This is a genomic window from Hydrogenophaga sp. (assembly GCF_030373225.1).
Classification (GTDB): Bacteria; Pseudomonadota; Gammaproteobacteria; order Burkholderiales; family Burkholderiaceae_C; genus Hydrogenophaga.
Genome location: NZ_JAUCZG010000006.1, coordinates 1 through 21,859, shown reverse-complemented (window position 1 = coordinate 21,859; position 21,859 = coordinate 1). Strand labels below are relative to the sequence as shown.

General features: G+C 68.2%; 22 protein-coding genes. 13 read left to right on the top strand and 9 right to left on the bottom strand.

What is annotated here, in order from left to right; translation table 11 throughout:
- Positions 1–71 precede the first annotated feature (71 nt).
- The 9 genes from narH (at position 72) to QUV35_RS05080 (ending at position 8,968) form a co-directional block, all read left to right on the top strand.
- A complete protein-coding gene (gene narH / locus QUV35_RS05120) occupies positions 72–1,604 on the top strand; it encodes a nitrate reductase subunit beta (protein WP_300871361.1) in 1,533 nt (510 codons plus the stop codon).
- A gap of 141 nt (positions 1,605–1,745) precedes the next feature.
- Complete coding sequence (narJ, locus tag QUV35_RS05115; RefSeq protein ID WP_300871359.1) at positions 1,746–2,459, top strand: nitrate reductase molybdenum cofactor assembly chaperone; 714 nt, start codon at positions 1,746–1,748, stop codon at positions 2,457–2,459.
- On the top strand, positions 2,456–3,187 hold the full coding sequence (gene narI / locus QUV35_RS05110; protein WP_300871358.1) for a respiratory nitrate reductase subunit gamma: 732 nt from the start codon (positions 2,456–2,458) through the stop codon (positions 3,185–3,187). The genes narJ and narI overlap by 4 nt, the downstream gene beginning before the upstream one ends.
- A gap of 23 nt (positions 3,188–3,210) precedes the next feature.
- Positions 3,211–4,062 (top strand): peptidylprolyl isomerase, encoded by an 852-nt coding sequence (locus tag QUV35_RS05105; protein ID WP_300871356.1) that lies wholly within the window; start codon positions 3,211–3,213, stop codon positions 4,060–4,062.
- Positions 4,059–4,757 (top strand): carbonic anhydrase, encoded by a 699-nt coding sequence (locus QUV35_RS05100; protein WP_300871354.1) that lies wholly within the window; start codon positions 4,059–4,061, stop codon positions 4,755–4,757. The genes QUV35_RS05105 and QUV35_RS05100 overlap by 4 nt, the downstream gene beginning before the upstream one ends.
- Before the next feature lie 105 nt (positions 4,758–4,862).
- Positions 4,863–7,274: an adenosylcobalamin-dependent ribonucleoside-diphosphate reductase gene (locus QUV35_RS05095; protein ID WP_300871352.1), complete on the top strand. Its 2,412-nt coding sequence runs from the start codon at positions 4,863–4,865 to the stop codon at positions 7,272–7,274.
- A 29-nt stretch (positions 7,275–7,303) separates the two neighbouring features.
- Positions 7,304–7,930 carry a nitroreductase family protein gene (locus tag QUV35_RS05090; protein ID WP_300871525.1) on the top strand — a complete coding sequence of 209 codons (627 nt, stop codon included), beginning with the start codon at positions 7,304–7,306 and terminating at the stop codon, positions 7,928–7,930.
- A gap of 13 nt (positions 7,931–7,943) precedes the next feature.
- The gene (locus QUV35_RS05085; protein ID WP_300871351.1) at positions 7,944–8,348 is read left to right on the top strand and encodes a ribonucleotide reductase subunit alpha; all 405 of its coding nucleotides are present in this window, start codon (positions 7,944–7,946) and stop codon (positions 8,346–8,348) included.
- A gap of 44 nt (positions 8,349–8,392) precedes the next feature.
- Entirely contained in the window at positions 8,393–8,968 is a 576-nt protein-coding gene (locus QUV35_RS05080) for a hemerythrin domain-containing protein (protein ID WP_300871349.1), read from the top strand.
- Between the two features lie 3 nt (positions 8,969–8,971).
- Here the strand turns inward: QUV35_RS05080 and QUV35_RS05075 are convergent, their stop codons facing one another.
- From QUV35_RS05075 to QUV35_RS05065, 3 genes are read right to left on the bottom strand one after another with little or no spacing between them, the layout of a single operon-like run.
- The gene (locus QUV35_RS05075) at positions 8,972–9,673 is read right to left on the bottom strand and encodes a fumarylacetoacetate hydrolase family protein (RefSeq protein ID WP_300871347.1); all 702 of its coding nucleotides are present in this window, start codon (positions 9,671–9,673) and stop codon (positions 8,972–8,974) included.
- A gap of 4 nt (positions 9,674–9,677) precedes the next feature.
- A complete protein-coding gene (locus tag QUV35_RS05070; protein ID WP_300871346.1) occupies positions 9,678–10,736 on the bottom strand; it encodes a cupin domain-containing protein in 1,059 nt (352 codons plus the stop codon).
- Between the two features lie 17 nt (positions 10,737–10,753).
- Positions 10,754–11,956 (bottom strand): 3-hydroxybenzoate 6-monooxygenase, encoded by a 1,203-nt coding sequence (locus QUV35_RS05065; protein ID WP_300871345.1) that lies wholly within the window; start codon positions 11,954–11,956, stop codon positions 10,754–10,756.
- An 88-nt stretch (positions 11,957–12,044) separates the two neighbouring features.
- Here QUV35_RS05065 and QUV35_RS05060 point away from each other — a divergent pair, with 88 nt between their 5' ends.
- From QUV35_RS05060 to QUV35_RS05050, 3 genes are all read left to right on the top strand, one after another.
- On the top strand, positions 12,045–12,518 hold the full coding sequence (locus QUV35_RS05060) for a MarR family transcriptional regulator (RefSeq protein WP_300871343.1): 474 nt from the start codon (positions 12,045–12,047) through the stop codon (positions 12,516–12,518).
- A 68-nt stretch (positions 12,519–12,586) separates the two neighbouring features.
- Positions 12,587–13,087 carry a pyridoxamine 5'-phosphate oxidase family protein gene (locus tag QUV35_RS05055; RefSeq protein ID WP_300871342.1) on the top strand — a complete coding sequence of 167 codons (501 nt, stop codon included), beginning with the start codon at positions 12,587–12,589 and terminating at the stop codon, positions 13,085–13,087.
- Positions 13,084–14,457, top strand: coding sequence for a GAF domain-containing protein (locus QUV35_RS05050; protein ID WP_300871341.1), 1,374 nt, complete (start codon positions 13,084–13,086; stop codon positions 14,455–14,457). The genes QUV35_RS05055 and QUV35_RS05050 overlap by 4 nt, the downstream gene beginning before the upstream one ends.
- A 9-nt stretch (positions 14,458–14,466) precedes the next feature.
- Here QUV35_RS05050 and QUV35_RS05045 read toward each other — a convergent pair whose 3' ends face one another.
- From QUV35_RS05045 to QUV35_RS05030, 4 genes are all read right to left on the bottom strand, one after another.
- Positions 14,467–15,210: a hemerythrin domain-containing protein gene (locus QUV35_RS05045; protein WP_300871340.1), complete on the bottom strand. Its 744-nt coding sequence runs from the start codon at positions 15,208–15,210 to the stop codon at positions 14,467–14,469.
- Between the two features lie 166 nt (positions 15,211–15,376).
- The gene (gene arfB / locus QUV35_RS05040; protein ID WP_300871339.1) at positions 15,377–15,781 is read right to left on the bottom strand and encodes an alternative ribosome rescue aminoacyl-tRNA hydrolase ArfB; all 405 of its coding nucleotides are present in this window, start codon (positions 15,779–15,781) and stop codon (positions 15,377–15,379) included.
- Between the two features lie 34 nt (positions 15,782–15,815).
- Positions 15,816–16,628 (bottom strand): ethanolamine ammonia-lyase subunit EutC, encoded by an 813-nt coding sequence (eutC, locus tag QUV35_RS05035; protein WP_300871338.1) that lies wholly within the window; start codon positions 16,626–16,628, stop codon positions 15,816–15,818.
- A complete protein-coding gene (locus QUV35_RS05030; RefSeq protein ID WP_300871337.1) occupies positions 16,625–18,037 on the bottom strand; it encodes an ethanolamine ammonia-lyase subunit EutB in 1,413 nt (470 codons plus the stop codon). Before QUV35_RS05030 ends, eutC begins: the two co-directional genes overlap by 4 nt.
- 77 nt (positions 18,038–18,114) lie before the next feature.
- On the opposite strand from QUV35_RS05030, the gene mnmA reads away from it, so the two are divergent.
- The gene (gene mnmA, locus QUV35_RS05025) at positions 18,115–19,230 is read left to right on the top strand and encodes a tRNA 2-thiouridine(34) synthase MnmA (RefSeq protein ID WP_300871335.1); all 1,116 of its coding nucleotides are present in this window, start codon (positions 18,115–18,117) and stop codon (positions 19,228–19,230) included.
- Positions 19,231–19,236: 6 nt separating this feature from the next.
- On the opposite strand, the gene QUV35_RS05020 is transcribed toward mnmA, so the two are convergent.
- Together QUV35_RS05020 and QUV35_RS05015 are read right to left on the bottom strand one after the other, a co-directional pair.
- Positions 19,237–20,604, bottom strand: coding sequence for a DUF3422 family protein (locus QUV35_RS05020; RefSeq protein ID WP_300871334.1), 1,368 nt, complete (start codon positions 20,602–20,604; stop codon positions 19,237–19,239).
- A 117-nt stretch (positions 20,605–20,721) separates the two neighbouring features.
- Positions 20,722–21,859, bottom strand: a 1,138-nt coding sequence (locus QUV35_RS05015; RefSeq protein WP_300871332.1) for a HAMP domain-containing sensor histidine kinase, incomplete at its 5' end; no start/stop codon positions are given.

Here is a 21,859-nt window from a genome sequence, read left to right as displayed (position 1 = left end):
AGCCGGTTCCACGGTGTTCCCTGGACCAAAACCTTCGCACCGGAACGCCGGCTGAACAAGGACAACACATCATGAAAATACGCGCACAAATCGGTATGGTGCTCAACCTGGACAAGTGCATCGGTTGCCACACCTGTTCGGTCACCTGCAAGAACGTCTGGACCAACCGGCCCGGGGTCGAATACGCCTGGTTCAACAACGTCGAGAGCAAGCCCGGCATCGGCTACCCCAAAGAGTGGGAGAACCAGGAGAAATGGCAGGGCGGCTGGACGCGCCGTGCCGACGGATCCATCGTGCCCAAACAGGGCGGCAAGTGGCAGCTGCTGATGAAGATCTTCGCCAACCCGCACCTGCCGGAGATCGACGACTACTACGAGCCCTTCACCTTCGACTACGACCACCTGCAGTCGGCGCCGGAGATGAAGCACACGCCCACCGCGCGCCCGCGCAGCCTGATCACCGGCAAGCGCATGGAGAAGATCGAGTGGGGCCCGAACTGGGAGGAGATCCTGGGCGGCGAATTCGCCAAGCGCAGCAAGGACGCCAACTTCAACGGCTTCGAAGCCGCGCAGAAGGCCATGGTGGGGGAGTTCGAAAACACCTTCATGATGTACCTGCCGCGCCTGTGCGAGCACTGCCTCAACCCGGCCTGTGTGGCCTCGTGCCCGTCGGGCTCGATCTACAAGCGCGAGGAAGACGGCATCGTGCTGATCGACCAGGACAAGTGCCGCGGCTGGCGCATGTGTGTCAGCGGCTGCCCCTACAAGAAGATCTACTACAACTGGAAGAGCGGCAAGGCCGAGAAGTGCATCTTCTGCTACCCGCGCATCGAGGCCGGCCAGCCCACCGTGTGCAGCGAAACCTGCGTGGGTCGCATCCGCTACCTGGGTGTGTTGCTGTACGACGCGGACCGCATCCAGGAAGCGGCCAGCGTGCCCAACGAGATGGATCTCTACAAGGCGCAGATCGACCTGTTCCTCGACCCGCACGACCCGGCGGTGATCGCCCAGGCGCGCGCCGACGGCATCCCCGACAACTGGCTGGAGGCCGCGCGCCACAGCCCGGTCTACAAGATGGCGGTGGACTGGAAAGTGGCGCTGCCATTGCACCCCGAGTACCGCACGCTGCCGATGGTCTGGTACGTGCCGCCGCTTTCGCCCATCACCGCCGCGGCCAACGCCGGGCACCTGGGCGGCAACGGCGAGATCCCGGATGTGAGCCAGTTGCGCATTCCGGTGAAGTACCTCGCCAACCTGCTGACCGCCGGCGACACCGCGCCGGTGGTTCGTGCGCTCGAACGCATGCTGGCCATGCGCAGCTACCAGCGCGCCAAACACGTGGACGGCGTGATCAACCAGGACGTGCTCGACCAGGTCGGCATGGGCGTGCGCGAGGTCGAGGACATGTACCAGACCATGGCCATTGCCAACTACGAGGACCGTTTCGTGATTCCCACCACCCACCGCGAATACGCCGAGAACACCTTCAACATCAAGGGCGGCTGCGGCTTCACGTTCGGCAACGGCTGCTCGGAAGGGCAGACGGAAACCAGCCTCTTCGGCAGCGAGAAGAAACGAACGATTCCGATCAAGGCGGGGGTCTAGAAATGAAGCACCCCCGCAGCGCTTCGCGCTACCCCCTCAAGGGGGCGATACCTGTCGTCCGGCAAAGCCGGCCCGACGGTATCTCCCGGTTGGACCGTCTCATTCGTCGCAGGTTGCGCTTCGGCGCGGTGGAGCACTGACATGTCATTTTTCTCTTCTCCCCCCAAGCCCGCCGTGCACACGCTGCGTGTGCTCGCCCATCTGCTGCGTTACCCCACCGCCGAGCTGCGCGAGCACGCCTGTGACCTGCGCAAGGCGCTGCATTCCGAGGCCGCCTTGCCGCCCACGCGGCTGGTTGAACTCGACGCCTTGCTGGTGCACCTGAGCCAGCAGCCGGCGCTCGACGTCGAAGCCGACTACGTGGAACTGTTCGACCGGGGACGCAGCACCGCGCTGCACCTGTTCGAGCACGTGCTCGGCGATTCGCGCGACCGGGGCCCGGCCATGATCGACCTGATCCAGACCTACGAGAAGGCCGGCCTCTTTTTCGGCCCGGCCGAGCTGCCCGACCACCTGAGCGTGCTGCTGGAGTTCGCCTCCACCCAGCCCGCCACGGTGGCGCGCGAGTTTCTTGGCGAGAGCGCCCACATCGTGCGGGTGATCTTCAGCGCGCTGCTCAAGCGCCAGAGCCCCTACGCCAGCGTGCTGGCCGCCGTGCTCGAGATCGCCGGCGAGAAGGCCGAGCCGGTGCCGGTGGCGGCCGACCCCGGTATCGACGAGAGCTGGGCCGAGCCCGAGGTGTTTGGTGGTTGCTCCACCGAAGGCCAGGCCAGACCCGGCCAGCCGCAACCGATCCGCATCGTGAAGGCGGCCACCGGTCGTCACCCCTCATCCCCATCAGGAGCACAGGCATGACCTCACTGCACCACTTCCTCTTCGGCGTTTATCCCTACATCTGCCTGGCCGTTTTCTTCATGGGCAGCCTGGCCCGCTTCGACCGCGACCAGTACACCTGGAAAAGCGATTCGTCGCAGCTGCTGCGAAAGGGCCAGCTGCGCTGGGGCAGCAACCTGTTCCACATCGGCATCCTGTTCCTGTTCTTCGGCCACTTCGTGGGCCTGCTCACGCCGCATTTCTTCTACGAAGGCTTCATGGATGCCTCGGTCAAACAACGCATCGCGATCTATGCCGGCGGCACCGCCGGCGTGATCTGTTTCGTGGGCCTGTCGCTGCTGCTGCACCGGCGCATCTTCGATCCGCGCATCCGCCTCACCAGCCACCGCACGGATCTCGCCATCCTGATCATTCTTTGGGTGCAACTGGTGCTGGGCCTGATCACGCTGCCCTACTCGTATTCGCACTCGGACGGCAGCGCCATGCTGGTGCTGGCCGAGTGGGCTCAGCGCATCGTGACCTTCCGCCCTGAAGCGTCTGCCCTCGTCGCGCTGGACTGGCCGTACAAGGTGCACATGGTGCTGGGCATGACGATCTTCCTGCTGTTTCCGTTTTCGCGGCTGGTGCATGTGTGGAGCGGCTTCGCCAGCGTGGCCTACCTCGTGCGGCCCTACCAGGTGGTGCGCAGCCGCCGCCTGGGCGTGCCGGTGAATCCGACCAACCCGGCCCAGCCTTCCAAGCCCCGCTGATGCACCCCCCACCGGAGACCCTCATGAGCCAGGACATTTCCCCCTCGTCGGGTTGCGGCAGCAGTGCCTGCGCCTGCAAAGACCCGCAGCACGTCGCGGCCCCGGTCGAGATCGCCCGCATCAACGGCATCGCGCTGCACGCGGCCGGTGAGGTGCTGGACGAGCAGACCCTGCGCGAACGCGCCTGTACCGAACTGCTGCGCCAGCAGGCGGTGAGCGCCGGGCTGCTGCCGCGCTTCACCGGGTTGGACGCGCCCGAGCCCGATGAAGCCACGCGCCGTGCGATCGAGGCGCTGCTCGAAGCCGAGGTGCATTCACCGGAGCCGGGCCCCGACGAATGCCGGCGCCACTACGAGGCGCACAAGCCGCGCTTCGTGGTGGGCCAGGCGCTGCATGTGCGGCACATCCTGTTCGCGGTCACGCCGGGCGTGCCGGTGAACGCGCTGGCCCAGCGCGCCGAAGCCGCGCTGCTGGAACTCTCGCGCCAGGGTGTGTCCATCGACCGTTTCGCGCAGCTCGCAGCCGAACTCTCCAACTGCCCGTCGAGCGCCCGGGGCGGCGACCTCGGCTGGATCACGCCGCAGGACTGCGCGCCCGAGCTGGCCAAGGCGCTGTTCCTGCAGAACGACGCCATCCAGGCGCTGGGCCTGCACCCGCGCCTGGTGCACAGCCGCTTCGGCCTGCACATCGTCGAGGTGCTGGCGCGCGAACCCGGGCGCCTGCCGGACTTCGCCGAACTGCAGGCGCAGATCGGTGCGCGGCTGGCCCTGCAGTCGCAGGCCACGGCGCTGCGCCAGTACATGCAGTTGCTGGTGGGCCAGGCAGACGTGGAAGGCGTCGAGCTGGAAGGGGCCGATACCCCTCTTGTTCAATGAGTGGGCCCGCCGCCGGCGCATCAGCGGACGAGCTGCTGTTGCGCCTGCGGCATTTCCGCTCCGACTATTTCCCGCGGCATCAGCAGCGCTTTCAGGACCTGGTGGCCGAGGGCCAGCATCCCAAGACGCTGTTCATCGGCTGCTCGGACTCGCGCCTGGTGCCCTACCTGCTCACGGGCGCCGGTCCGGGTGAACTTTTCATCGTGCGCAACGTGGGCGCACTCGTTCCGCCCCATGACCAGTCGCACGGATTGCATGGAACGATGGCCGCCATCGAATTCGCCGTGCTCAGCCTGCATGTGGAACGCATCGTGGTCTGCGGCCACAGCCACTGCGGGGCGATCCGCACCGCTTACGAGGGCGCGCCCGCCGAGGCGGTGGCACTGACCGCCTGGCTCAAGCTGATCGACGAGGCCTTGCTGCCGGTGCAGCCCTGTGCCGAATCGATGCGACGCACCGAGCAGCGCGCCGTGGTGTTGCAGCTCGAACGCCTGATGGGCTATCCGATGGTGCGGCGCGAGGTCGAGGCCGGCCGGCTCACCCTGCACGGCTGGCACTACGTGATCGAAGACGGCGATGTGCATGTGTTTGATGCACAGCAAGGCGACTTCGTCGCGGCGTCGGTAGCCTCCAACAGCGGCACCGGGCCGTACCAGCCCTATGTGGAACACGATGGCCAAGTCATTGTCGATTGAGTTCACCCCCGGCACGCGATGGCAGGCGCTTGCGCGCTCCGGGAAAAGGTGCACCATGGAATCCAGCGGCCCGGCCCTGGCCAGCCAACCCGAGGAAACAGGCACATGAAACGCGACGCGATCAAAAACACCCCCAACGCCACCGGCCAGCAACCCATCACGCTGGACGTGCTGAGAGAAAAATACCTCAAGGACGGCGAGACCAGCGAGCAGGACATCTACCGCCGCGTGGCGCGTGCGCTGGCCTCGGTCGAACCCGAGGCCGACCGGGCCTTGTGGGAGCAGCGTTTCTTCGACAACCTGCAGGCCGGCGCCATCGGGGCGGGCCGCATCATGAGCGCGGCCGGCACGTCCATCCAGGCCACGCTGATCAACTGCTTCGTGCAACCGGTGGGCGACTGCATCCAGGGCCTGGACGACGGTGGCTACCCCGGCATCTACGAAGCCCTGCGCGAAGCCGCCGAGACCATGCGCCGTGGCGGTGGTGTGGGCTACGACTTCTCGCGCATCCGTCCGCGCGGCGCCGAGGTCAAGACCATGGCTTCGCTGGCCTCGGGCCCGTGCAGCTACATCAACGTGTTCGACCAGTCGTGCGCCACGGTGGAGAGCGCCGGCGCGCGGCGCGGTGCGCAGATGGGCGTGCTGCGCATCGACCACCCCGACGTGATCGAGTTCATCACCGCCAAGCGCACACCGGGGCGCTGGAACAACTTCAACGTGTCGGTGGGCGTGGGCGACGCCTTCATGCGCGCACTGGCCGACGACCAGCCCTGGGAGCTGGTGCACCGCGCCCGCCCGGGCACGGCCCTGCTGGCCCAGGGCGCCCACCAGCGCGCCGACGGCCTGTGGGTCTACCGCAGCCTGGGTGCGCGCGAACTCTGGGACACGGTGATGCGCTCCACCTACGACTTCGCCGAACCCGGCATCCTGTTCCTGGACCACATCCAGCAGGACAACAACCTGCGCTACTGCGAATCGATCGAAGCGACGAACCCTTGCGGTGAGCAGCCACTTCCGCCCTACGGCTGCTGCGACCTCGGCCCGGTGATCCTGCCGCGCTTCGTGCGTTGCCCCTTCGGCTTCGGCGGCTTGCCCGCCTTCGACTTCGAGGCCTTCGAGGCGGCCGTGGCGCTGCAGGTGCGCGCGCTGGACAACGTGCTCGACGTGACCTTCTGGCCGCTGCCGCAGCAGCGCGAGGAGTCGGCGGCCAAGCGGCGCATCGGCGTGGGCTTCACCGGCATGGGCAACACGCTGGCCATGCTGTGCGTGCGCTACGACCGCGCCGAGGGTCGCGCACTGGCGGCCCGGATCGCCGAGCGCATGCGCGATGCGGCCTACACGGCTTCGGTGGCACTGGCGCAGGAAAAAGGCGCGTTCCCGAAGTTCGACGCCGACGGGTATCTCGCCGAGGGCACCTTCGCCAGCCGGCTGCCCGAGGCGTTGCGCAACGCCATCCGCGCGCACGGCATCCGCAACAGCCATCTGCTGTCGATTGCGCCCACCGGCACGGTCAGCCTGGCCTTTGCCGACAACGCGTCCAACGGCATCGAGCCGCCGTTTTCCTGGATGTACCGGCGCAAGAAGCGCGAGGCCGACGGCAGCACCACCGACTATGCGGTGGAAGACCACGCCTGGCGGCTCTACCGCGAGCTCGGTGGCGACATGGCGCAACTGCCCGAGTACTTCGTCAACGCCCTGGCCATGTCGGCGGGCGACCACCTGGCCATGATGGAGGCGGTGCAGCCCTTTGTGGACACCGCGATTTCCAAGACGGTCAACGTGCCGGCCGACTACCCGTACGACGACTTCAAGGGTCTGTACCAGCAGGCCTGGCGCGCGCAGCTCAAGGGTCTGGCGACCTACCGGCCCAACGCCATCCTGGGCTCGGTGCTCGACACCGGGCCCACGCCCGAGACCACCGCCAGCGTGGCCACGGTGGACCCGATGCGCACGGTGATCGAGAGCCGGCCACCAGGTGCCTTGCCGGCGGTGGCCGACAAGATCGAATACTGGACGCAGGAGGGCCACCAGACGCTCTACCTGCTGGTGTCGTTCCTGCCCGTGCCCACGGCCGACGGCGCGGGCACGGTGGAGCGCGCGATCGAATTCTTCATGCCGGTGGGGCAAAGCGGCGAGTCGCAGCAGTGGGTGTCGTCCAGCATGCGCCTGCTCTCGCTGGCCGCACGCGGCGGTTTTCTGGAGCGCGCCCTGCGCGACATGCGCAAGGTGGTGTGGGACCGTGGACCGGTGCGCATGGGCACCCACCAGAAAGCCGACGGCACCCATGTGCCGATGTGGCACGACTCGGTGGTGGCCGCCATTGCCTTTGCGGTGCAGACCTTGATCGCACAGCGCGCGGGGGTCACGTCCGCAGTCCCGCCAGCCCCGGTGGTGGTGGCCACCACGCCCGGCATGATGCCCGGCAAGAAGTGTGGCGAGTGCGGTGCGCACGCGGTCATTCGCAAGGACGGCTGCGATTACTGCACGCAGTGCGGCCATCTCGGGGTGTGTGGATGAACACCGCGCAGCTCACGCGCCTGTCGCCCATGGCCTGCGAGCCCGATGCAGTGGAACGCGAGTGCGTGCGCGCCGCGGTCGACCTGATCCACGCGCGCCAGACCGTGCTGCCCAAACGCCTGCTGGCCCCTGGCCCCGACGCGGACCAGCTGCAGGCCCTGCTGGGGGCGGCCGCCGCCGCGCCCGACCACGGCCAGCTGCTGCCCTGGCGCTTCGTGATCGTGCCGCGCAGCGAGCGCGCCTCGCTGGCCGAGGTGTTTGCGCAAGCCCTGCGCGAGCGCGATGCCGCAGCCACACCCGCCCAGCTGGACCAGGCGCGCGAGAAGGCGCACCGTGCGCCCTTGCTGCTGCTGGTGGTGGTGGACGGCGATCGCGGCGACCCGGCGGTGGACCTGCCCGAGCGCATCCTCTCGGCCGGCTGCGCGGTGCAGAACATGCTGCTCATGGCCACCGCGATGGGCCATGGCTCGGCACTCACGAGCGGCAAGGCACTGGGCTCTGCGGCGCTGCGCCGGCGCTTCGGCTTGAGCGCCGGTGAACAGGCCCTGTGTTTCCTGAGCGTGGGCACGGTGGCGGCGCGCCGACCCGCGCGCGCACGCCCGACCGTGACCGACTACTGCAGCACGCTCGGACCCGCACCGATCAACACCGACTGAATCTGGAGACCCCGTGAACATTCAAACCTTCGACGACCTGCTGAGCGCCGCGCGCAGCCAACCCCTGCCGCAGCGCCTGCTGTTCGTGTTCGCCGGTGTCGAGCTGCCCGAGGACGCGACGCCGGCCCAGCGCCTCGAATTCGAGCGCGGCGAGGGCGGTGCGCTGGTGCCGCAGATGTGCGTGGACAAAGGGCTGGACGAGCTTGAATCGTTCGACCAGCTGGTGCAGGAGGCGAGTGCTTTCGGTCAACCCTGGGGCATGGTGTTCGCCGCCGCACTCGCCGGCACACCTGGACGTCAACCCGAAAGCGCCGAAGCCGAACAACCGCTGCAGGACATGGTGGAGGCGATCCGCCAGGGCCAGCTGCACGCCTACATTCCGTTCAACCCGCAAGGCCAGGCCGTGGCCCTGGGTTGAGATGAAACGAACACCCCCGCCGCGTTGCGCGGTGGAACGCTGACATGGCCACCAAGATCCCGCTCACATCCGTCACCCTGCCCGGGCACCGTGCGCCCGGGGCGGGCTTCGAGGCGCCGTTCGAGATGCTGGGCGCCTGCCACGAGCGTGTCGAGCGCATGCTGGGCCTGCTGGCCCGGTTGCAGCAGCATGTGCTGGTGCGCGGCTGGGACGAAAGCGTGGCCAGCGCCGCGCGCGACGTGATGCGTTACTTCGACCAGGCCGCGCCGCTGCACCACGAGGACGAAGAGCGCCATGTGTTTCCACCCTTGCTGGCCAGTGGCGACGAGGCCTTGCGCCGGGTGGTGCTGGGCCTGCAGCAGGACCACCGCGACATGGAAGCGGCCTGGGTGGGTGCGCGGGCGGCGCTCGCGTCCGTGACACAGGAGCCACCCGCGGGCTGGGCCCACTTCAGCCCACCCGACGAGGCCACCCTCGCCGGCTTCACCCGCCTGTACGACCGCCACCTGCGCGAGGAGGATGGTCTGGTCTACCCGGCCGCGCGCGCCCGGCTGTCGGCCGGGGCCCTGCAGGCCATGAGCGCCGACATGATGCGCCGCCGCGGGCTGGAGCCGGGCTGAGGTTCAGGCCTTCGGGCCGACCGTCAAGGCCACCTCGCCCACCCCTTGAACCGAGCCGGTGATGCGGTCGCCCGGCAGCACCGCACCCACGCCTTCGGGCGTGCCGGTGTAGATCAGGTCGCCGGCTTGCAGGTGGTAGAAAAGCGAGAGGTCGGCAATGATCTCGCGGATGTTCCAGATCAGCTTGTCCACGTCGGACTTCTGCTTCACCGCGCCATTGACCGACAGCTCGATCGCTGCGCGCTCGATCACCACACCCGGCATGGGCACGATCTCGCTGCACACCGACGAATGCTCCACATCCTTGCCCAGGTCCCAGGGCCGGCCCTTGTCGCGCGCCACCAGTTGCAGGTCGCGCCGGGTCATGTCCAGGCCGGCGGCGTAACCGTAAATGATGTCGTGCGCATCTTCGGCCTTCACGCGAAAGCCGGGCTTGCCGATGGCCAGCACCAGTTCCATCTCGAAGTGGTAGTTGGCCGTTTCGCTCGGGTAGGGCGTGGTCGAGCCTGACAGCGCCAGCGTCTGTGGCGCCTTGGTGAAGTAGAACGGCCGCTCGACCGACTTGTCCACCGGCTTGCCCATTTCAACGGCGTGTGCGTGGTAGTTGCGACCGACAAAAAACAGGCGGTTGACGGGAAACAGCTCCGGGTGGCCGCGCACGGGAACCGCGGCGACAGGGGGTGGGGGAAAGAGGTAGGTGGTCATGGGGTCAGGGCATCGAGGGTTGGTTGTCGGGGCGCACTTCGTAGACGCCGAGCTTGCGGTGCAGCGGCGATTCGTCGGCGATGAAAAGGAAGGCCGGCGCGCTGGCCGAGGCGTTCGTGAGCGTGGTCGCGGTGTAGCCGGGAATGCAGCAGGTGTCGGCGCCGACCAGGTCGAAGCCCTGCGCGGCGGTGGCCACGCGTGCTGCGCCTTCGATCACGTGATAGACCACGGCCGGTGAGCGTGCAGGCAGTGGCAGCGTCTGGCCCGGGCGCAGCATCAGCGCGTGAAAGCCGAGGATGTTTTCCACGTCCTCGCCGGTCTCGGGATTCACGTAGGTCACCTGCACCGCGTCCACATCGGGCCGGTCGGCGGCGAGCGACTCGAGCGCAGCTTTCGCGTCGATCCACGGGTAGCGCAGCATGGGGTAACGCTTGCCGCTGCGACCGAACACGGGCGTGGGCACGACGCCGGCGCGGGCATAGGCGCGGTCGCCCTGGCCGGGCCTGGTGTCCTGGCGCGTGCCGTTGAGGTGGTAACTCACTTCCAGGTAGTAGGCCAGTGGCAGGTCCAGCACGTCGAGCCAGATCACCGGCTCGCTGCCGTCGTGGCCGTGTTCGTGCCACAGGCCGGTGGGGGTGAGGATCAGGTCGCCGCGTGACATGGGGCACTTCTCGCCGTCCACCGTGGTCCAGGCGCCCTCGCCTTCGACCACCATGCGCACCGCGTTGGGCGTGTGGCGGTGGCTGGGCGCCCACTCGCCCGGCATGAGCAGCTGCATGCCGAGGTACATCGCCGCGCTGGCCTGCATCTTCTCCAGCGTGTGGCCAGGGTTGGCCAGCACCAGCACACGCCGCTCGGCCTTCTCGATCGGCGTGAGCTCACCGGCCCTGAGCAGCAGCGGCCGGATGGTCTTGTAAGGCCAGTGCGTGGCCTGCGTCTGGCGCGTGGGCACCGTGGGCGGCAGCACGCCGCGCAGGCTGGGCCACAGCGGCACCAGGTTGAGCGCACGCAGCTCGGCCACGTAGTCGGCGGGCAGGTCTTCGAGTCGTCCGAGGTCGTTCATGGGATGTCTCCGGGGGTTCAGTGGTCGGCCAGGCAATTCTGGACATTCCAGCCGTACAACCATTCCATGGCGTCGTAAAAACGCTCCGGCGTGCGGCCTTTCCAAAGGTCGTTGCGCACCAGGCGTTCAACGCCCTTGGCGTGGTAAATGCGGCCCATCTCGCGCGAGCTCAGCACGATGCGGGCGGTGCGTGCCACGCGCGAACGCTGGTAAAGATCAAAGCCCTTTTCAATGTCGTTGCCGTGCACGCGCAGGGACTCGCCGAGCGTGACCGCGTCTTCGATCGCCATGCAGGCGCCCTGCGCCATGTACTGCGTGGTCGGGTGGGCGGCGTCGCCCAGCAGCGTGACGCGGCCAAAGCTCCACTGGCCGATCGGCTCGCGGTCGGCCGTGGCCCAGCGCTTCCAGCTTTTCGGCAGGTCGATGAGCTGGCGCGCTTTCGGGCACAGGCCTTGAAAGTAGCTCTGCACCTCGGCCTGGCTGCCTTCGGTCACACCCCACTCTTCGGTGTTGCGGCTGTGGAAGGTGACCACCACGTTGTACTGCTCGCCGCCGCGCAGCGGGTAGTGCACCAGGTGGCAATTCGGTCCGACCCAGATGCTCGCGGCGTTCCAGCGCAGGTCTTCGGGGAAGTCGGCCTTGTCGACCACCGCGCGATACACCACATGGCCGGTCACACGCGCCGGGTCGCCCACAAACTGCTGGCGCACCACCGACTTCACGCCGTCGGCGCCGATCAGGGCCAGGCCACGGTGGGCCTGGCCCTGCTGGTCGTGCGCGGTGACGCCGGTCGCGTCCTGCTCGATGCGAACCACCCGGGTCGAGGTGACGAAGCCGATCTGCCCGCTGGCCTGCACGCCTTCGAGCAGCGCCCCGTGCGCATCGGCCCGGTGGATCACCGCATAGGGATTGCCGAAGCGCTGCCGGAAGGCCTCGCCGGTGGGAATCTTGCCGACCTGGTATTCGTCGATCGCGTCGTGCATCACCATGAAGTCGGTGTAGACCGCGCGCTTGCGCGCCTGCTCACCAACGCCCAGCGCGTCGAACGCATGGAAGGCGTTGGGCCCGAGCTGCATGCCCGCGCCGATCTCGCCCAGCTCCGGCGCCTGCTCGAGCACCTTCACGCGAAAGCCCTGGCGCACCAGGGCGAGTGCGGCCGCCAGGCCGCCGATACCGCCGCCGGCCACGATCACCGGCAGTTCTGAATGGGGTGCGCTCATGGTTGCTCCTGAAATTGCGTCGCATGCTTATCATCAGTGTACTTAGTTTAATCCGGGTGCTAGGATTCCTGCAACACCACCCATCGCCATGAAACGCAGCCCACCCGCCGTCGACATCGACCACCAGCCCGGCCACTACATTCGCCGCCTGCACCAGATTTCGGTGGGCATCTTCCTGCAGGAGCTGGGCGAGATCGGCATCACCCCGGTGCAATACGCCGCCCTGCAGACGGTGGCCAACCACCCCGGCATCGACCAGCGCACGCTGGCACGCACCATCGCCCTCGACGCCTCCACCACCGGTGGCGTGGTCGACCGGCTCGAGGCCCGAGGCTGGCTGGAGCGCCGCACTTCCACCGAAGACCGTCGGGCCCGCCAGCTGGAACTGACCGAGGCCGGCGTGCAGCTGCTGGGCAGGGCCGTGCCTGCCATGCTGGGCGCGCAGGACCTGATCCTGGCGCCGCTCGACGAACGCCAGCGCACGCAATTCATGAAACTGCTGCGCCTGCTGGTGGACACCAACAACGAACACAGCCGCGCCCCCAGCGAGACGCTGAAGTAGGGTTGGCCCCTTGGCGGTGCGCAGGGCCATGGCTATGATGATCCGCCCTCCCATCCAGCCGCCCCACCATGCCATCCGCCCCCGCGCAGGCCCTGCTGTCGCCCGACCACCTGGCCATGATGGACGGGGGTGTCTCGGTGATCGTGAGCAGCTGCGGCGCCGACCTCACACCCAGCGTGATGCGCGCGGTGGGCAGCCACATCGGCGACGGCGGTCGGCACATCACCGTGTTTGTCTGCCGCAGCCAGTCGGCCCGCCTGCTCGGCGATGTGGCGCGCAGCGCCCGGCTCGCCGCGGTGTTCAGCCAACCCAGCACGCACCGCACGGTGCAGCTCAAGACCCGCGCCGCCCGCTTGCGCGAAGCCACCGACGCCGATGTGCCCGCGCTGCAGCGTTACCTGCGCGGCATGGAGACCGAACTCACCCGCATCGGCTTTGATGCCGTTTACGCGCGGGCCATGCTCATGCACCGGCTCGACGACGTGGTGGCCATCGAGTTCGAACCCGAGCAGGCCTTCGACCAGACCCCCGGACCCAGGGCGGGCCAGCCGATCACGGGTGCCGCATGACGGCCGCACTGCCCTTGCCCGCTGTGGATCTGGCCGAGGTGCGGCCCTGCCTGGAGGGCGCCATTCCTGCCATCATGGCCACCTGCGCGGCCGACGGCACGCCCAACGTGGCCTACATCTCGCAGGTCCATTGCGTGGACGAAGGGCACGTGGCGCTGTCGTTCCAGTTCTTCAACAAGACGCGGCAGAACCTGCTGGCCAACCCGCGCTCCACGCTGCTGGTGCTCAACCCGCTCAACGCCGTGTTCTACCGGCTGCACCTGCGCTACCTGCGCACCGAAGAGTCGGGACCGGTGTTCGAGAGCATGAAGGCGCAGCTGGCCGGCATCGCCTCGCACACCGGCATGGCCGACGTGTTCCGCCTGCGGGGCTCCGACATCCACGAAGTGATCGAGGTCGAGCGGCTGCCGCAGGAGCCCCTGCCCGAGGCCTTGCCGCCTCCGCCGCCCAAGCCCAACTTTCTGGCCGTGCTGCGCCGCGGCAGCGCGCGCCTCTCGGCCGCCTGCAACCTCGCAGAGGCGCTCGACGCCGCGCTGGACACGCTGGCTCAGGACCTCGACATGCGCCACGCCATGGTGCTCATCCTGGACAGCACCACGCAGCGCCTGTACACCGTGGCCAGCCGTGGCTACCTGACCTCGGGCGTGGGCTCGGAGATCGCACTCGGCGACGGCGTGATCGGTGTGGCCGCGCGCGAGTGCACACCGGTGCGCATCATGCACATGACCAGCGCCTACCTCTACAGCCGCGCAATGCGCAACAGCCTGGGCGACGCACAACCACACAACACCGACATCCCCTACCCCGGCCTGCCCGAACCGCACAGCCAGCTCGCCGTGCCGTTGCGCTCGGCGGGTCGAGTGGTCGGTGTGCTGTTCGTCGAGAGCCCGCTGGACATGCAGTTCAGCTTTGAAGAAGAGGACCTGCTCGTGGCGCTCGGCGGGCAGCTCGGCGCGGCCATCGACCTGATGCACGAGGCCGAGTCGCCCTGCACCGAAGGAGACGAAGAGCCCGGGGCGGTGGGCACGCCCCGGGTGGCCGCGGGCCCGGTGCTTCGGGTGCGGCACTACCGCAGCAACGACAGCGTGTTCATCAACAACGCCTACCTGATCAAGGGCGTTGCCGGCGCCATTCTGTGGAAGCTGTTGCGCGATGGCCAGCAAGGCCGCCGCGAGTTCACCAACCGCGAACTGAGGCTGGACAGCTCGCTGCGCCTGCCCGACGTGTCGGACAACCTCGAAGCGCGCCTGCTGTTGTTGCAGCGGCGACTGGCTGAGCAGTGTCCATCGCTGAGCATCCGCAAGACCGGGCGCGGCTGCTTCCGCTTCGAGGCAGACGGCCCGGTCGAGCTGGAAGACATCACGGCCTGAACCGCCGGCTCAGACGGCCACCAGTCCGGGCACCGGCGGCAGACCCAGGCCGCGCGCCAGCTTGGCCCGGTCGCCCGGGCTCAGCAGGTCCTGCGTGCTCGCCAGCATGGCGTCGAACACGGCCGCCGGCGCGCCCGAGCGCATGCCCTGCATCACGTCCAGCCGCTCGGGCGCATTCAGGTTCGGCAGCATCCAGCGCATCACCTGCATCATCTCGGCCGGCGGGATGGTGGCCAGCAGGGCGTCGTGGATGCCGATCAGCTCGGCGTCGCTGTACGCCGCCCAGAGCGCCGCGTTGTGCACCGTCTCTTCGGTGTGCATGTGCTGGAAGTTGTCGGCCACGAACAAGGCCAGGGCCAGGTACAGCGCCTGCAGCGCGGGTTCGCGTTCGGCGCCTTCCTGAACCCGCAGGGCGCGGGCGGCGTCGCGCAGGTGGGCGATGTGGTGCAGATGGGCGTCGTGGTCCCGGGCGACCGGCAGGCAGACACCGGGGCAGCGCGATTCGAGCGCGGGATGCACGAAGTCGTTTTCGTGGGCAACGTGGCTGGCACACAGCGCCATCAGTTCGTCCACCTGGTCGGCTGTGCGGCCCACGTCGGCGGCGTCGGTGAAGTCGGTGCGTCCGACCTGGATCAGCGTGTCGGCCATGAAGGCGCGCAAGGCCTTGTGGATGCCGGCGTACAGGTTGAGGCGGCCCTGGCCGGCGCGGGCGGCGGCGGCCACAGAGGCCATTTCTGTTGCGTTGGATTGCATGGTGGTTCCTTGATCGGGCGGGGCCCGACTCGTCTGGCGATGACCGCAGCACCCCATGTGCCCCGTGTCATGGAGGAGAAGTCTCGGCCTGCGGCCCGCCGCGCGCTGCTAATTAGCGCTTAAAGGAATCGTAAAAATACCTTAAGCGAAGCGCCGGGCGGCTGGCTCAGTCGAGGCTGCGAACCCGACCCCGCAACTGCTTGACGGTCGAGCGCGTGGCCTTGCCTTCGAGCCGGCGCTGCTTCGCGCCGAAGCTGGGCCTGGTGGCCTTGCGCGCCTTGGGCAAGGTGGCCACGCTGTCCACCAGCGCCTGCAGCCGCTCCAGCGCTTCGGCCTTGTTCTGCTCGAGGCTGCGGCTGGTCTGGGCCTTGATGACCACCACACCTTCGGTGGTGATGCGCTGGTCGCTGAGCGCGAGCAGGCGCTCCTTGATCGCATCGGGAAGCGTCGAGGCGTGGATGGCAAAACGCAGGTGCACCGCGTTGGACACCTTGTTGACGTTCTGCCCGCCCGCGCCCTGGGCGCGGATGGCGGTGAACGCCACCTCCTTGGGATCGATGGGGATCGGCATCGGGGCAGTGTGCCACGGGGCCCGGAAGACAGGCTCAGCGGGCAGGCAGGCGCAACGGCGCCGCGGTGCTGTCGTCCCTCTCGTCCTTGAGCGCCACGCCGCTGAGTTGAAGCACCCGCGAGCGCGCGAGCAGGGCATGCAGGCGTGCGGCGGCTTGCGCGGGCGGCAGCCCGGCATCGCGCACATTGGAGATGCAGTTGCGCTGCGCATCGTTCATGCCGACCTGCGGCGCCCAGGTGAAGTAGATGCCCAGGCTGTCGGGGGAACTCAGGCCGGGCCGTTCGCCGATCAGGACCACCACGGTGCGGGCGCGCAGCGCAGCGCCGATCTCGTCTCCGATGGCCACACGGCCCTGTTCCACCAGCGCCACCGGCGCGATCGCCCAGCGCTGTTGCGCGTCGTTCTGCAGCCGCTGCAGCAGCTGAGCCATGAGCGGCAAGGCGTGGTGCATGGCGGCGGCCGCAGACAGGCCGTCGGCAATCACGAACGCCAGATCGGGCGGCGCGTCGCCGGCGTGCACCGCTTGCCAGCGCTGCAGCATCCGGGCCGATGCCGGATCGAGCCGGCGGCCCAGGTCGGGGCGCTGCAGGTAGGTGCTGCGGTCGCTTGCGGCGCTGTGCAACCGCAGCGAAGGCAGGCCCAGGGCCTGCAAGGGGTCCACCAGGCTGCCCGGCTCAAAGGCCAGGTGCACCGCATCGCGCGCCTGCGCATGCGCCAGCTGGAACGCCAGGTGCGCGGCCGTCGGCTGGCTGCTGCCCGCGCGCCCCAGGGCAATGCGCGCGTCCGTGAAGCGTTGCAGGCCGCGCCACGCAGCCGGGGTGACGGTGGGTGCAGCGGCCGGCTTCATGAGGCCTCCAGCCGCGCCACCGCCGACGCCAGCGAGACCGGCAAACCGGACGCCAGCCGCAGACCGTGTCCGGGTTCGCTCACGCCCATGCGCAGCAACCAGGCATCGAATTCGGGCGCGGGCTTGAGGCCGAGCAACTGCCGCATGGCCAGCGCGTCGTGGAACGACGTGCTCTGGTAGTTCAGCATGATGTCGTCGGCCCCGGGCACGCCCATGATGAAGTTGACGCCGGCCGTGCACAGCAAGGTGAGCAGCGCGTCCATGTCGTCGGCATCGGCATCGGCGTGGTTGGTGAAACAGACGTCGCAGCCCATGGGCAGCCCCAGCAGCTTGCCGCAGAAGTGGTCTTCGAGGCCGGCGCGCAGGATCTGCTTGCCGTTGAACAGGTACTCGGGCCCGATGAAGCCCACCACCGTGTTGACCAGCAGCGGCTCGAAATGCCGCGCCACCGCATAGGCCCGAGCCTCGAGGGTCTGCTGATCGCACCCGTGGTGTGCACCGGCCGACAACGCACTGCCCTGCCCGGTTTCGAAATACATCACGTGCTGTCCGCGCTGGCCGCCCTCGAACACCGTGCCGCGGTGCAGCGAGCGCGCCGCGGCATGGGCCTCGGCCAGCAGCGCGAGGTCGATGCCGAAGCTGCGGTTGGTGGCCTCGGTGCCACCGATCGACTGGAACACCAGATCGACCGGTGCACCGCGCTCGATCGCCTGCAGCGTGTTCGTGACATGGGTGAGCACACAGCTCTGCGTGGGCATGGCGTGGCGCTGGATCAGCTCGTCGAGCATGGTGAGCAGACGCATCACCTGCGGCACGTTGTCGGAGGCGGGATTGATGCCGATCACCGCATCGCCGCTGCCGTGCAGCAGGCCATCGAGCAGGCTGGCGGCGATACCGGCCAGGTCATCGGTGGGGTGGTTGGGCTGCAGCCGCGTGGCCAGCCGACCGGGCAGCCCGAGCGTGCCGCGAAAGCGCGTGACCACCTGGCATTTGCGCGCGATCAGCGCCAGGTCCTGCACACGGCACAGCTTGCTCACGGCCGCCACCATCTCCGGGGTCAGGCCCGGCGCAAGCCCGGTCAGGGCAGCGGTGTCGGCGGCATCGCCGAGCAACCAGTTGCGGAAATCGCCAACGGTGAGGTGGGCCACCGGAGCAAAGGCCGTCGCATCCCAGGTGTCCACGATCAGCCGGGTGACCTCGTCGCCCTCGTACGGCACCACCGATTCGTTCACAAAGTGCGACAGCGGCACCTCGGCCAGCGCCATCTGCGCGGCCACCCTCTCTTGACTGCTGCCGGCGGCCACGCCCGCGAGCTGATCGCCCGAACGCAGGGGCGAGGCGCGCGCCAGCAGCGTGCGCAGGTCGTCGAACCGGTAGGTCTGCGTGCCGACGCTGTGGTGAAAGCCCATGGCGCCACTGTAGGGCCAAGCACGGCGCGAGTCACCTTGCGGCCCGGGGTCAACGGCCCGCCGGGGATAATCCGGCCATGGCAAACAAGCAGCGTGTGGTGGTGGGATTGAGCGGTGGCGTTGACTCTGCGGTGAGTGCGTACCTGCTCAAGCAGCAGGGATTCGAAGTCATCGGCATCTTCATGAAGAACTGGGAAGACGACGACAACAGTGAGTACTGCTCGACGCGGCAGGACTTTCTGGACGCCGCCAGCGTGGCCGACGTGCTGGGCATCGAGATCGAACACGTGAACTTTGCCGCCGAGTACAAGGACCGCGTGTTCGCCGAGTTCCTGCGCGAGTACCAGGCCGGGCGCACGCCCAACCCGGACATCCTGTGCAACGCGGAGATCAAGTTCAAGGCCTTTCTCGACCACGCCATGCGCCTGGGCGCCGAGAAGATCGCCACCGGCCACTACGCCCGGGTGCGCGAGCGCCATGGCGCCTTCGAGCTGCTCAAGGGCCGCGACCCGCTGAAGGACCAGAGCTATTTCCTGCACCGCCTGAACCAGGCGCAACTGGGCAAGACGCTGTTTCCGGTGGGTGAGCTGCCCAAGACCGAGGTGCGGCGCATCGCCGCCGAGATCGCCCTGCCCAACGCGAAGAAGAAGGACAGCACCGGCATCTGCTTCATCGGCGAGCGGCCTTTCCGCGACTTCCTCAACCGTTACATCGCCAAGGAACCGGGTCCGATCAAGGACGAACAAGGTCGCGTGCTGGGCCAGCACGTGGGGTTGAGCTTCTACACCCTCGGACAGCGCCAGGGGCTGGGCATCGGGGGGATCAAGGCCAAGGGCGCACAGAAGGGTGGCAACGACCACGCGCCCTGGTTCGTCGCCCGCAAGGACATGGCGAACAACACGCTGTGGGTGGTGCAGGGCCACGATCATCCCTGGCTGCTCACGCCGCGCCTGAGCGCGCAGGACGTGAGCTGGGTGGCAGGGCATGCTCCCGCCGCAGGCGACATGGGCGCCAAGACACGCTACCGCCAGGCCGACGCGCCGTGTGTGCTGCAACCCAAAGGCGATAGCCACTTCGACCTGCACTTCAAGGAACCCCAGTGGGCCGTGACGCCGGGCCAGAGCGCGGTGCTCTACGACGGCGAGATCTGCCTGGGTGGTGGCGTGATCACCACCGACGCGGCCAGCGCCTGAGCGTCTTCAGGGCTTGCTGGCCGGCGAATTCAGGCGCGCGTGAATGCGCCGGGTGGCGCGCCACACGACCCACAGCACCAGCGGCACCATGGCGCCCGCCGCCAGCTCGGGCTGGATCGGCAGGCCGGCGGCCTTGGCGCCTTTGGCCAGGTAGAGCAGCAGGCTGATCACGTAATACGAAATCGCCGCGATCGACAGGCCTTCCACCGTGGCCTGCAGTTGCAGCTGCAGTTCCTGTCCGCGGGTGAGCTTGGCCAGCAGCTCCTGGTTCTGTGCCTCGGTGACGATGTCCACCCGCGTGCGCAGCAGGGCGCTGGTGCGCGAAACACGTTCGGACAACGAGGTCAGGCGCTGTGCACTGGCCGCCACCGTGGCCATGGCCGGCGAAAGCCGGCGCTGCATGAATTCGCCGATGGTCTGCGTGCCCGGGATCGGTTTTTCCCGCAACTCGGCAATGCGCTGCGTGACCACCGCGTCATAGGCCCGGGTGGCGGCGAAACGGTAGGTGTTCTCGGCCGTGGCGCGTTCCACCCGTGCGGCCAGCGACACCAGCTGGTCAAGCAGCTCCTGCTCGGAGGTGGATATGTTCTCCAGCTGGGCGGTGATGGTCGCGAGCTGCGTTTCGGCGGCGGTCAGCATGGGACTCAGGGACTTGGCCACCGGCAGACCGCGCAAGGCCATGAGCCGATAGGTCTCGATCTCCAGCAGTCTCTGCGAAATGCGCCCCGCACGCGTGTCGGTGGTGCCCGGCGGCGTGAGCACCAGCATGCGCTCGAAACCCGAAGGATGCAGGCGGAAGTCGGTCAATGCCCACGAGTGACCGCTGCCGATCTGCGAGGCGACCACGGTGCGCCCGCCGAACCACTGCTGTGCGGGACCCATGAGCCGGGCCTGCGCTTCCGGGTTCTGTTCGGGCAGTTCGCTGTGCAGCATCACGAGCTTGATGGCGGCCACGGTGCGCCCCGGGATCCCGCGCAACCAGCCCGCGGGCGTGACCAGCTTGTCCAGCAACACCGGGTCGGTCGCGCCCAGCCCGACGCCGTGCGGCAGGTGCTGCACGATGGAGTAGCGGGTGAACTCGGTGTGGCGCTCCCATTTCAGCGTGTGCTCTTCCAGGCGCAAGCGCAGGAAGTTGCCACCCAGCTGGTCCAGCGTCAGGTCGTCCTGGCCGGGCAATTGTTTCAGGTGGGCCCATTCCTGCTCACGGGTCACGCCTTCGTTGAGCACCGCCACGAACACGATCAAGGCGGGCAAGCGGATTCGGGCGGACGGCCGCGCGTGCACTTCGTTGTGCAACTCCTCGCGCAGCGCATCGTCGGGGGGCAAGGCGCCAGGCGAATGAAGTTCGTTGGCGGCGGGCAGGGACAAGGTCATGGGCGCTGGGCATGAAGTTGGAGCCGTTCAACTGTATGCCAAAGCGCGCGCCCGACGCAGCCTTGTGGGCAGGGGCCTGGCGCTCGCCGTGCCAGGGCCGGTCTCGACCGGCCAGCGTCAGGCCGGTGGTGCCTTCAGGGGGAGATCGATCAGGACCTTGGTGCCCAGGCCGGACCGCGTCTCGACCGAGACGCTGCCGCCGTGTGCGGTCACGATGTCCCTCGCATGGGCCAAACCCGGCCCGGAGCACCCCTGCGTGGCTGCCGACATGAAGTCGGCGCTGAACGGGCTGGCCCGCACAGCGCCCGGGACCGCGCCGCCTGCGTCCCCGATACACAGCCGGGCGCGGCTCCCCTCGATGGCGGTGGACACCGTGATCACTCCTGCACCGTTGATGCGCTGGGCCGCCTGCAGGATCACGCTGACCAGCGCCTGGTTGAGTTGCGGAACGTGGCACTCGATGGGCGGCAGCTCTGCCCAGCTTTCAACCACTTTCACCTGACCGGGCAGCGCGGCCCTGGCGAGGCGAACCACGCTGTGGAGAACCGTGCCGAGATTCACCGTCTCCTTCGGGGAGCGGCCCAGCCGGGTGAACAGGAGAAGACCGTTCACCAGCTCTTCCATCTGGTCCAGCTCCATGAGCACATCGCCCAGCAGGTCCTGCAGCACCAGGTTCTGGTCGGCGAGGCGCCCGCGAATGCTGGACTTGGGCATCGGGGCTGCGTTCTGCGGCTGCGGCACCGTGGTCTCAGCCGTGGCGAGCGCGCCGGTTTCGGGCCGGCGCGAGGCCGCGCGGATGCCGGGTGCCGTGTCGTCCAGGCGCTGGACGACCATGAAGATGTTGTTCTTGGACATGGCCAGCGGGGCGGTGAGCTGGTGCGCCACGCCGGCAACCCTTCGTCCCAGCAGGCTCCATCGCTCCGACCGCTCAAGCCGCTGCCGGCAGGCTTCGATCACGTGGGCCTGTCGCTCGATCTCTGCCCGGGCGCGCTGGAGGGCGATGAGAAGCATGGTGAACAGCAGCATGGCGAGCACCGCCACCACCCCCGCCACCATCGGCCCGCGTTCGATCCGGGTTGCAAGTTCGCGCTCCTCTGCCTGGGCACCCACGACCGACTGAACGACCTGGGACGACCCGTGCTGGAAATGCACCACGCTGGCCACCAGGCCGAAGGCTGCCAACAGCCAGGTGATGAAAAACAGGGCGGATTCAAAAGTGAAGTGCAACACCTGCCACCGAGTAAGGTCAGCAGAT

What these genes read in the sequence shown, in the direction of transcription:
- narH (WP_300871361.1), top strand. Translation starts at nt 72, where the DNA reads ATGAAAATACGCGCACAAATCGGTATGGTGCTCAACCTGGACAAGTGC.
- narJ (WP_300871359.1), top strand. Translation starts at nt 1,746, where the DNA reads ATGTCATTTTTCTCTTCTCCCCCCAAGCCCGCCGTGCACACGCTGCGT.
- narI (WP_300871358.1), top strand. Translation starts at nt 2,456, where the DNA reads ATGACCTCACTGCACCACTTCCTCTTCGGCGTTTATCCCTACATCTGC.
- QUV35_RS05105 (WP_300871356.1), top strand. Translation starts at nt 3,211, where the DNA reads ATGAGCCAGGACATTTCCCCCTCGTCGGGTTGCGGCAGCAGTGCCTGC.
- QUV35_RS05100 (WP_300871354.1), top strand. Translation starts at nt 4,059, where the DNA reads ATGAGTGGGCCCGCCGCCGGCGCATCAGCGGACGAGCTGCTGTTGCGC.
- QUV35_RS05095 (WP_300871352.1), top strand. Translation starts at nt 4,863, where the DNA reads ATGAAACGCGACGCGATCAAAAACACCCCCAACGCCACCGGCCAGCAA.
- QUV35_RS05090 (WP_300871525.1), top strand. Translation starts at nt 7,304, where the DNA reads ATGGCCTGCGAGCCCGATGCAGTGGAACGCGAGTGCGTGCGCGCCGCG.
- QUV35_RS05080 (WP_300871349.1), top strand. Translation starts at nt 8,393, where the DNA reads ATGGCCACCAAGATCCCGCTCACATCCGTCACCCTGCCCGGGCACCGT.
- QUV35_RS05075 (WP_300871347.1), bottom strand. Translation starts at nt 9,673, where the DNA reads ATGACCACCTACCTCTTTCCCCCACCCCCTGTCGCCGCGGTTCCCGTG.
- QUV35_RS05070 (WP_300871346.1), bottom strand. Translation starts at nt 10,736, where the DNA reads ATGAACGACCTCGGACGACTCGAAGACCTGCCCGCCGACTACGTGGCC.
- QUV35_RS05065 (WP_300871345.1), bottom strand. Translation starts at nt 11,956, where the DNA reads ATGAGCGCACCCCATTCAGAACTGCCGGTGATCGTGGCCGGCGGCGGT.
- QUV35_RS05060 (WP_300871343.1), top strand. Translation starts at nt 12,045, where the DNA reads ATGAAACGCAGCCCACCCGCCGTCGACATCGACCACCAGCCCGGCCAC.
- QUV35_RS05055 (WP_300871342.1), top strand. Translation starts at nt 12,587, where the DNA reads ATGCCATCCGCCCCCGCGCAGGCCCTGCTGTCGCCCGACCACCTGGCC.
- QUV35_RS05050 (WP_300871341.1), top strand. Translation starts at nt 13,084, where the DNA reads ATGACGGCCGCACTGCCCTTGCCCGCTGTGGATCTGGCCGAGGTGCGG.
- QUV35_RS05045 (WP_300871340.1), bottom strand. Translation starts at nt 15,210, where the DNA reads ATGCAATCCAACGCAACAGAAATGGCCTCTGTGGCCGCCGCCGCCCGC.
- arfB (WP_300871339.1), bottom strand. Translation starts at nt 15,781, where the DNA reads ATGCCGATCCCCATCGATCCCAAGGAGGTGGCGTTCACCGCCATCCGC.
- eutC (WP_300871338.1), bottom strand. Translation starts at nt 16,628, where the DNA reads ATGAAGCCGGCCGCTGCACCCACCGTCACCCCGGCTGCGTGGCGCGGC.
- QUV35_RS05030 (WP_300871337.1), bottom strand. Translation starts at nt 18,037, where the DNA reads ATGGGCTTTCACCACAGCGTCGGCACGCAGACCTACCGGTTCGACGAC.
- mnmA (WP_300871335.1), top strand. Translation starts at nt 18,115, where the DNA reads ATGGCAAACAAGCAGCGTGTGGTGGTGGGATTGAGCGGTGGCGTTGAC.
- QUV35_RS05020 (WP_300871334.1), bottom strand. Translation starts at nt 20,604, where the DNA reads ATGACCTTGTCCCTGCCCGCCGCCAACGAACTTCATTCGCCTGGCGCC.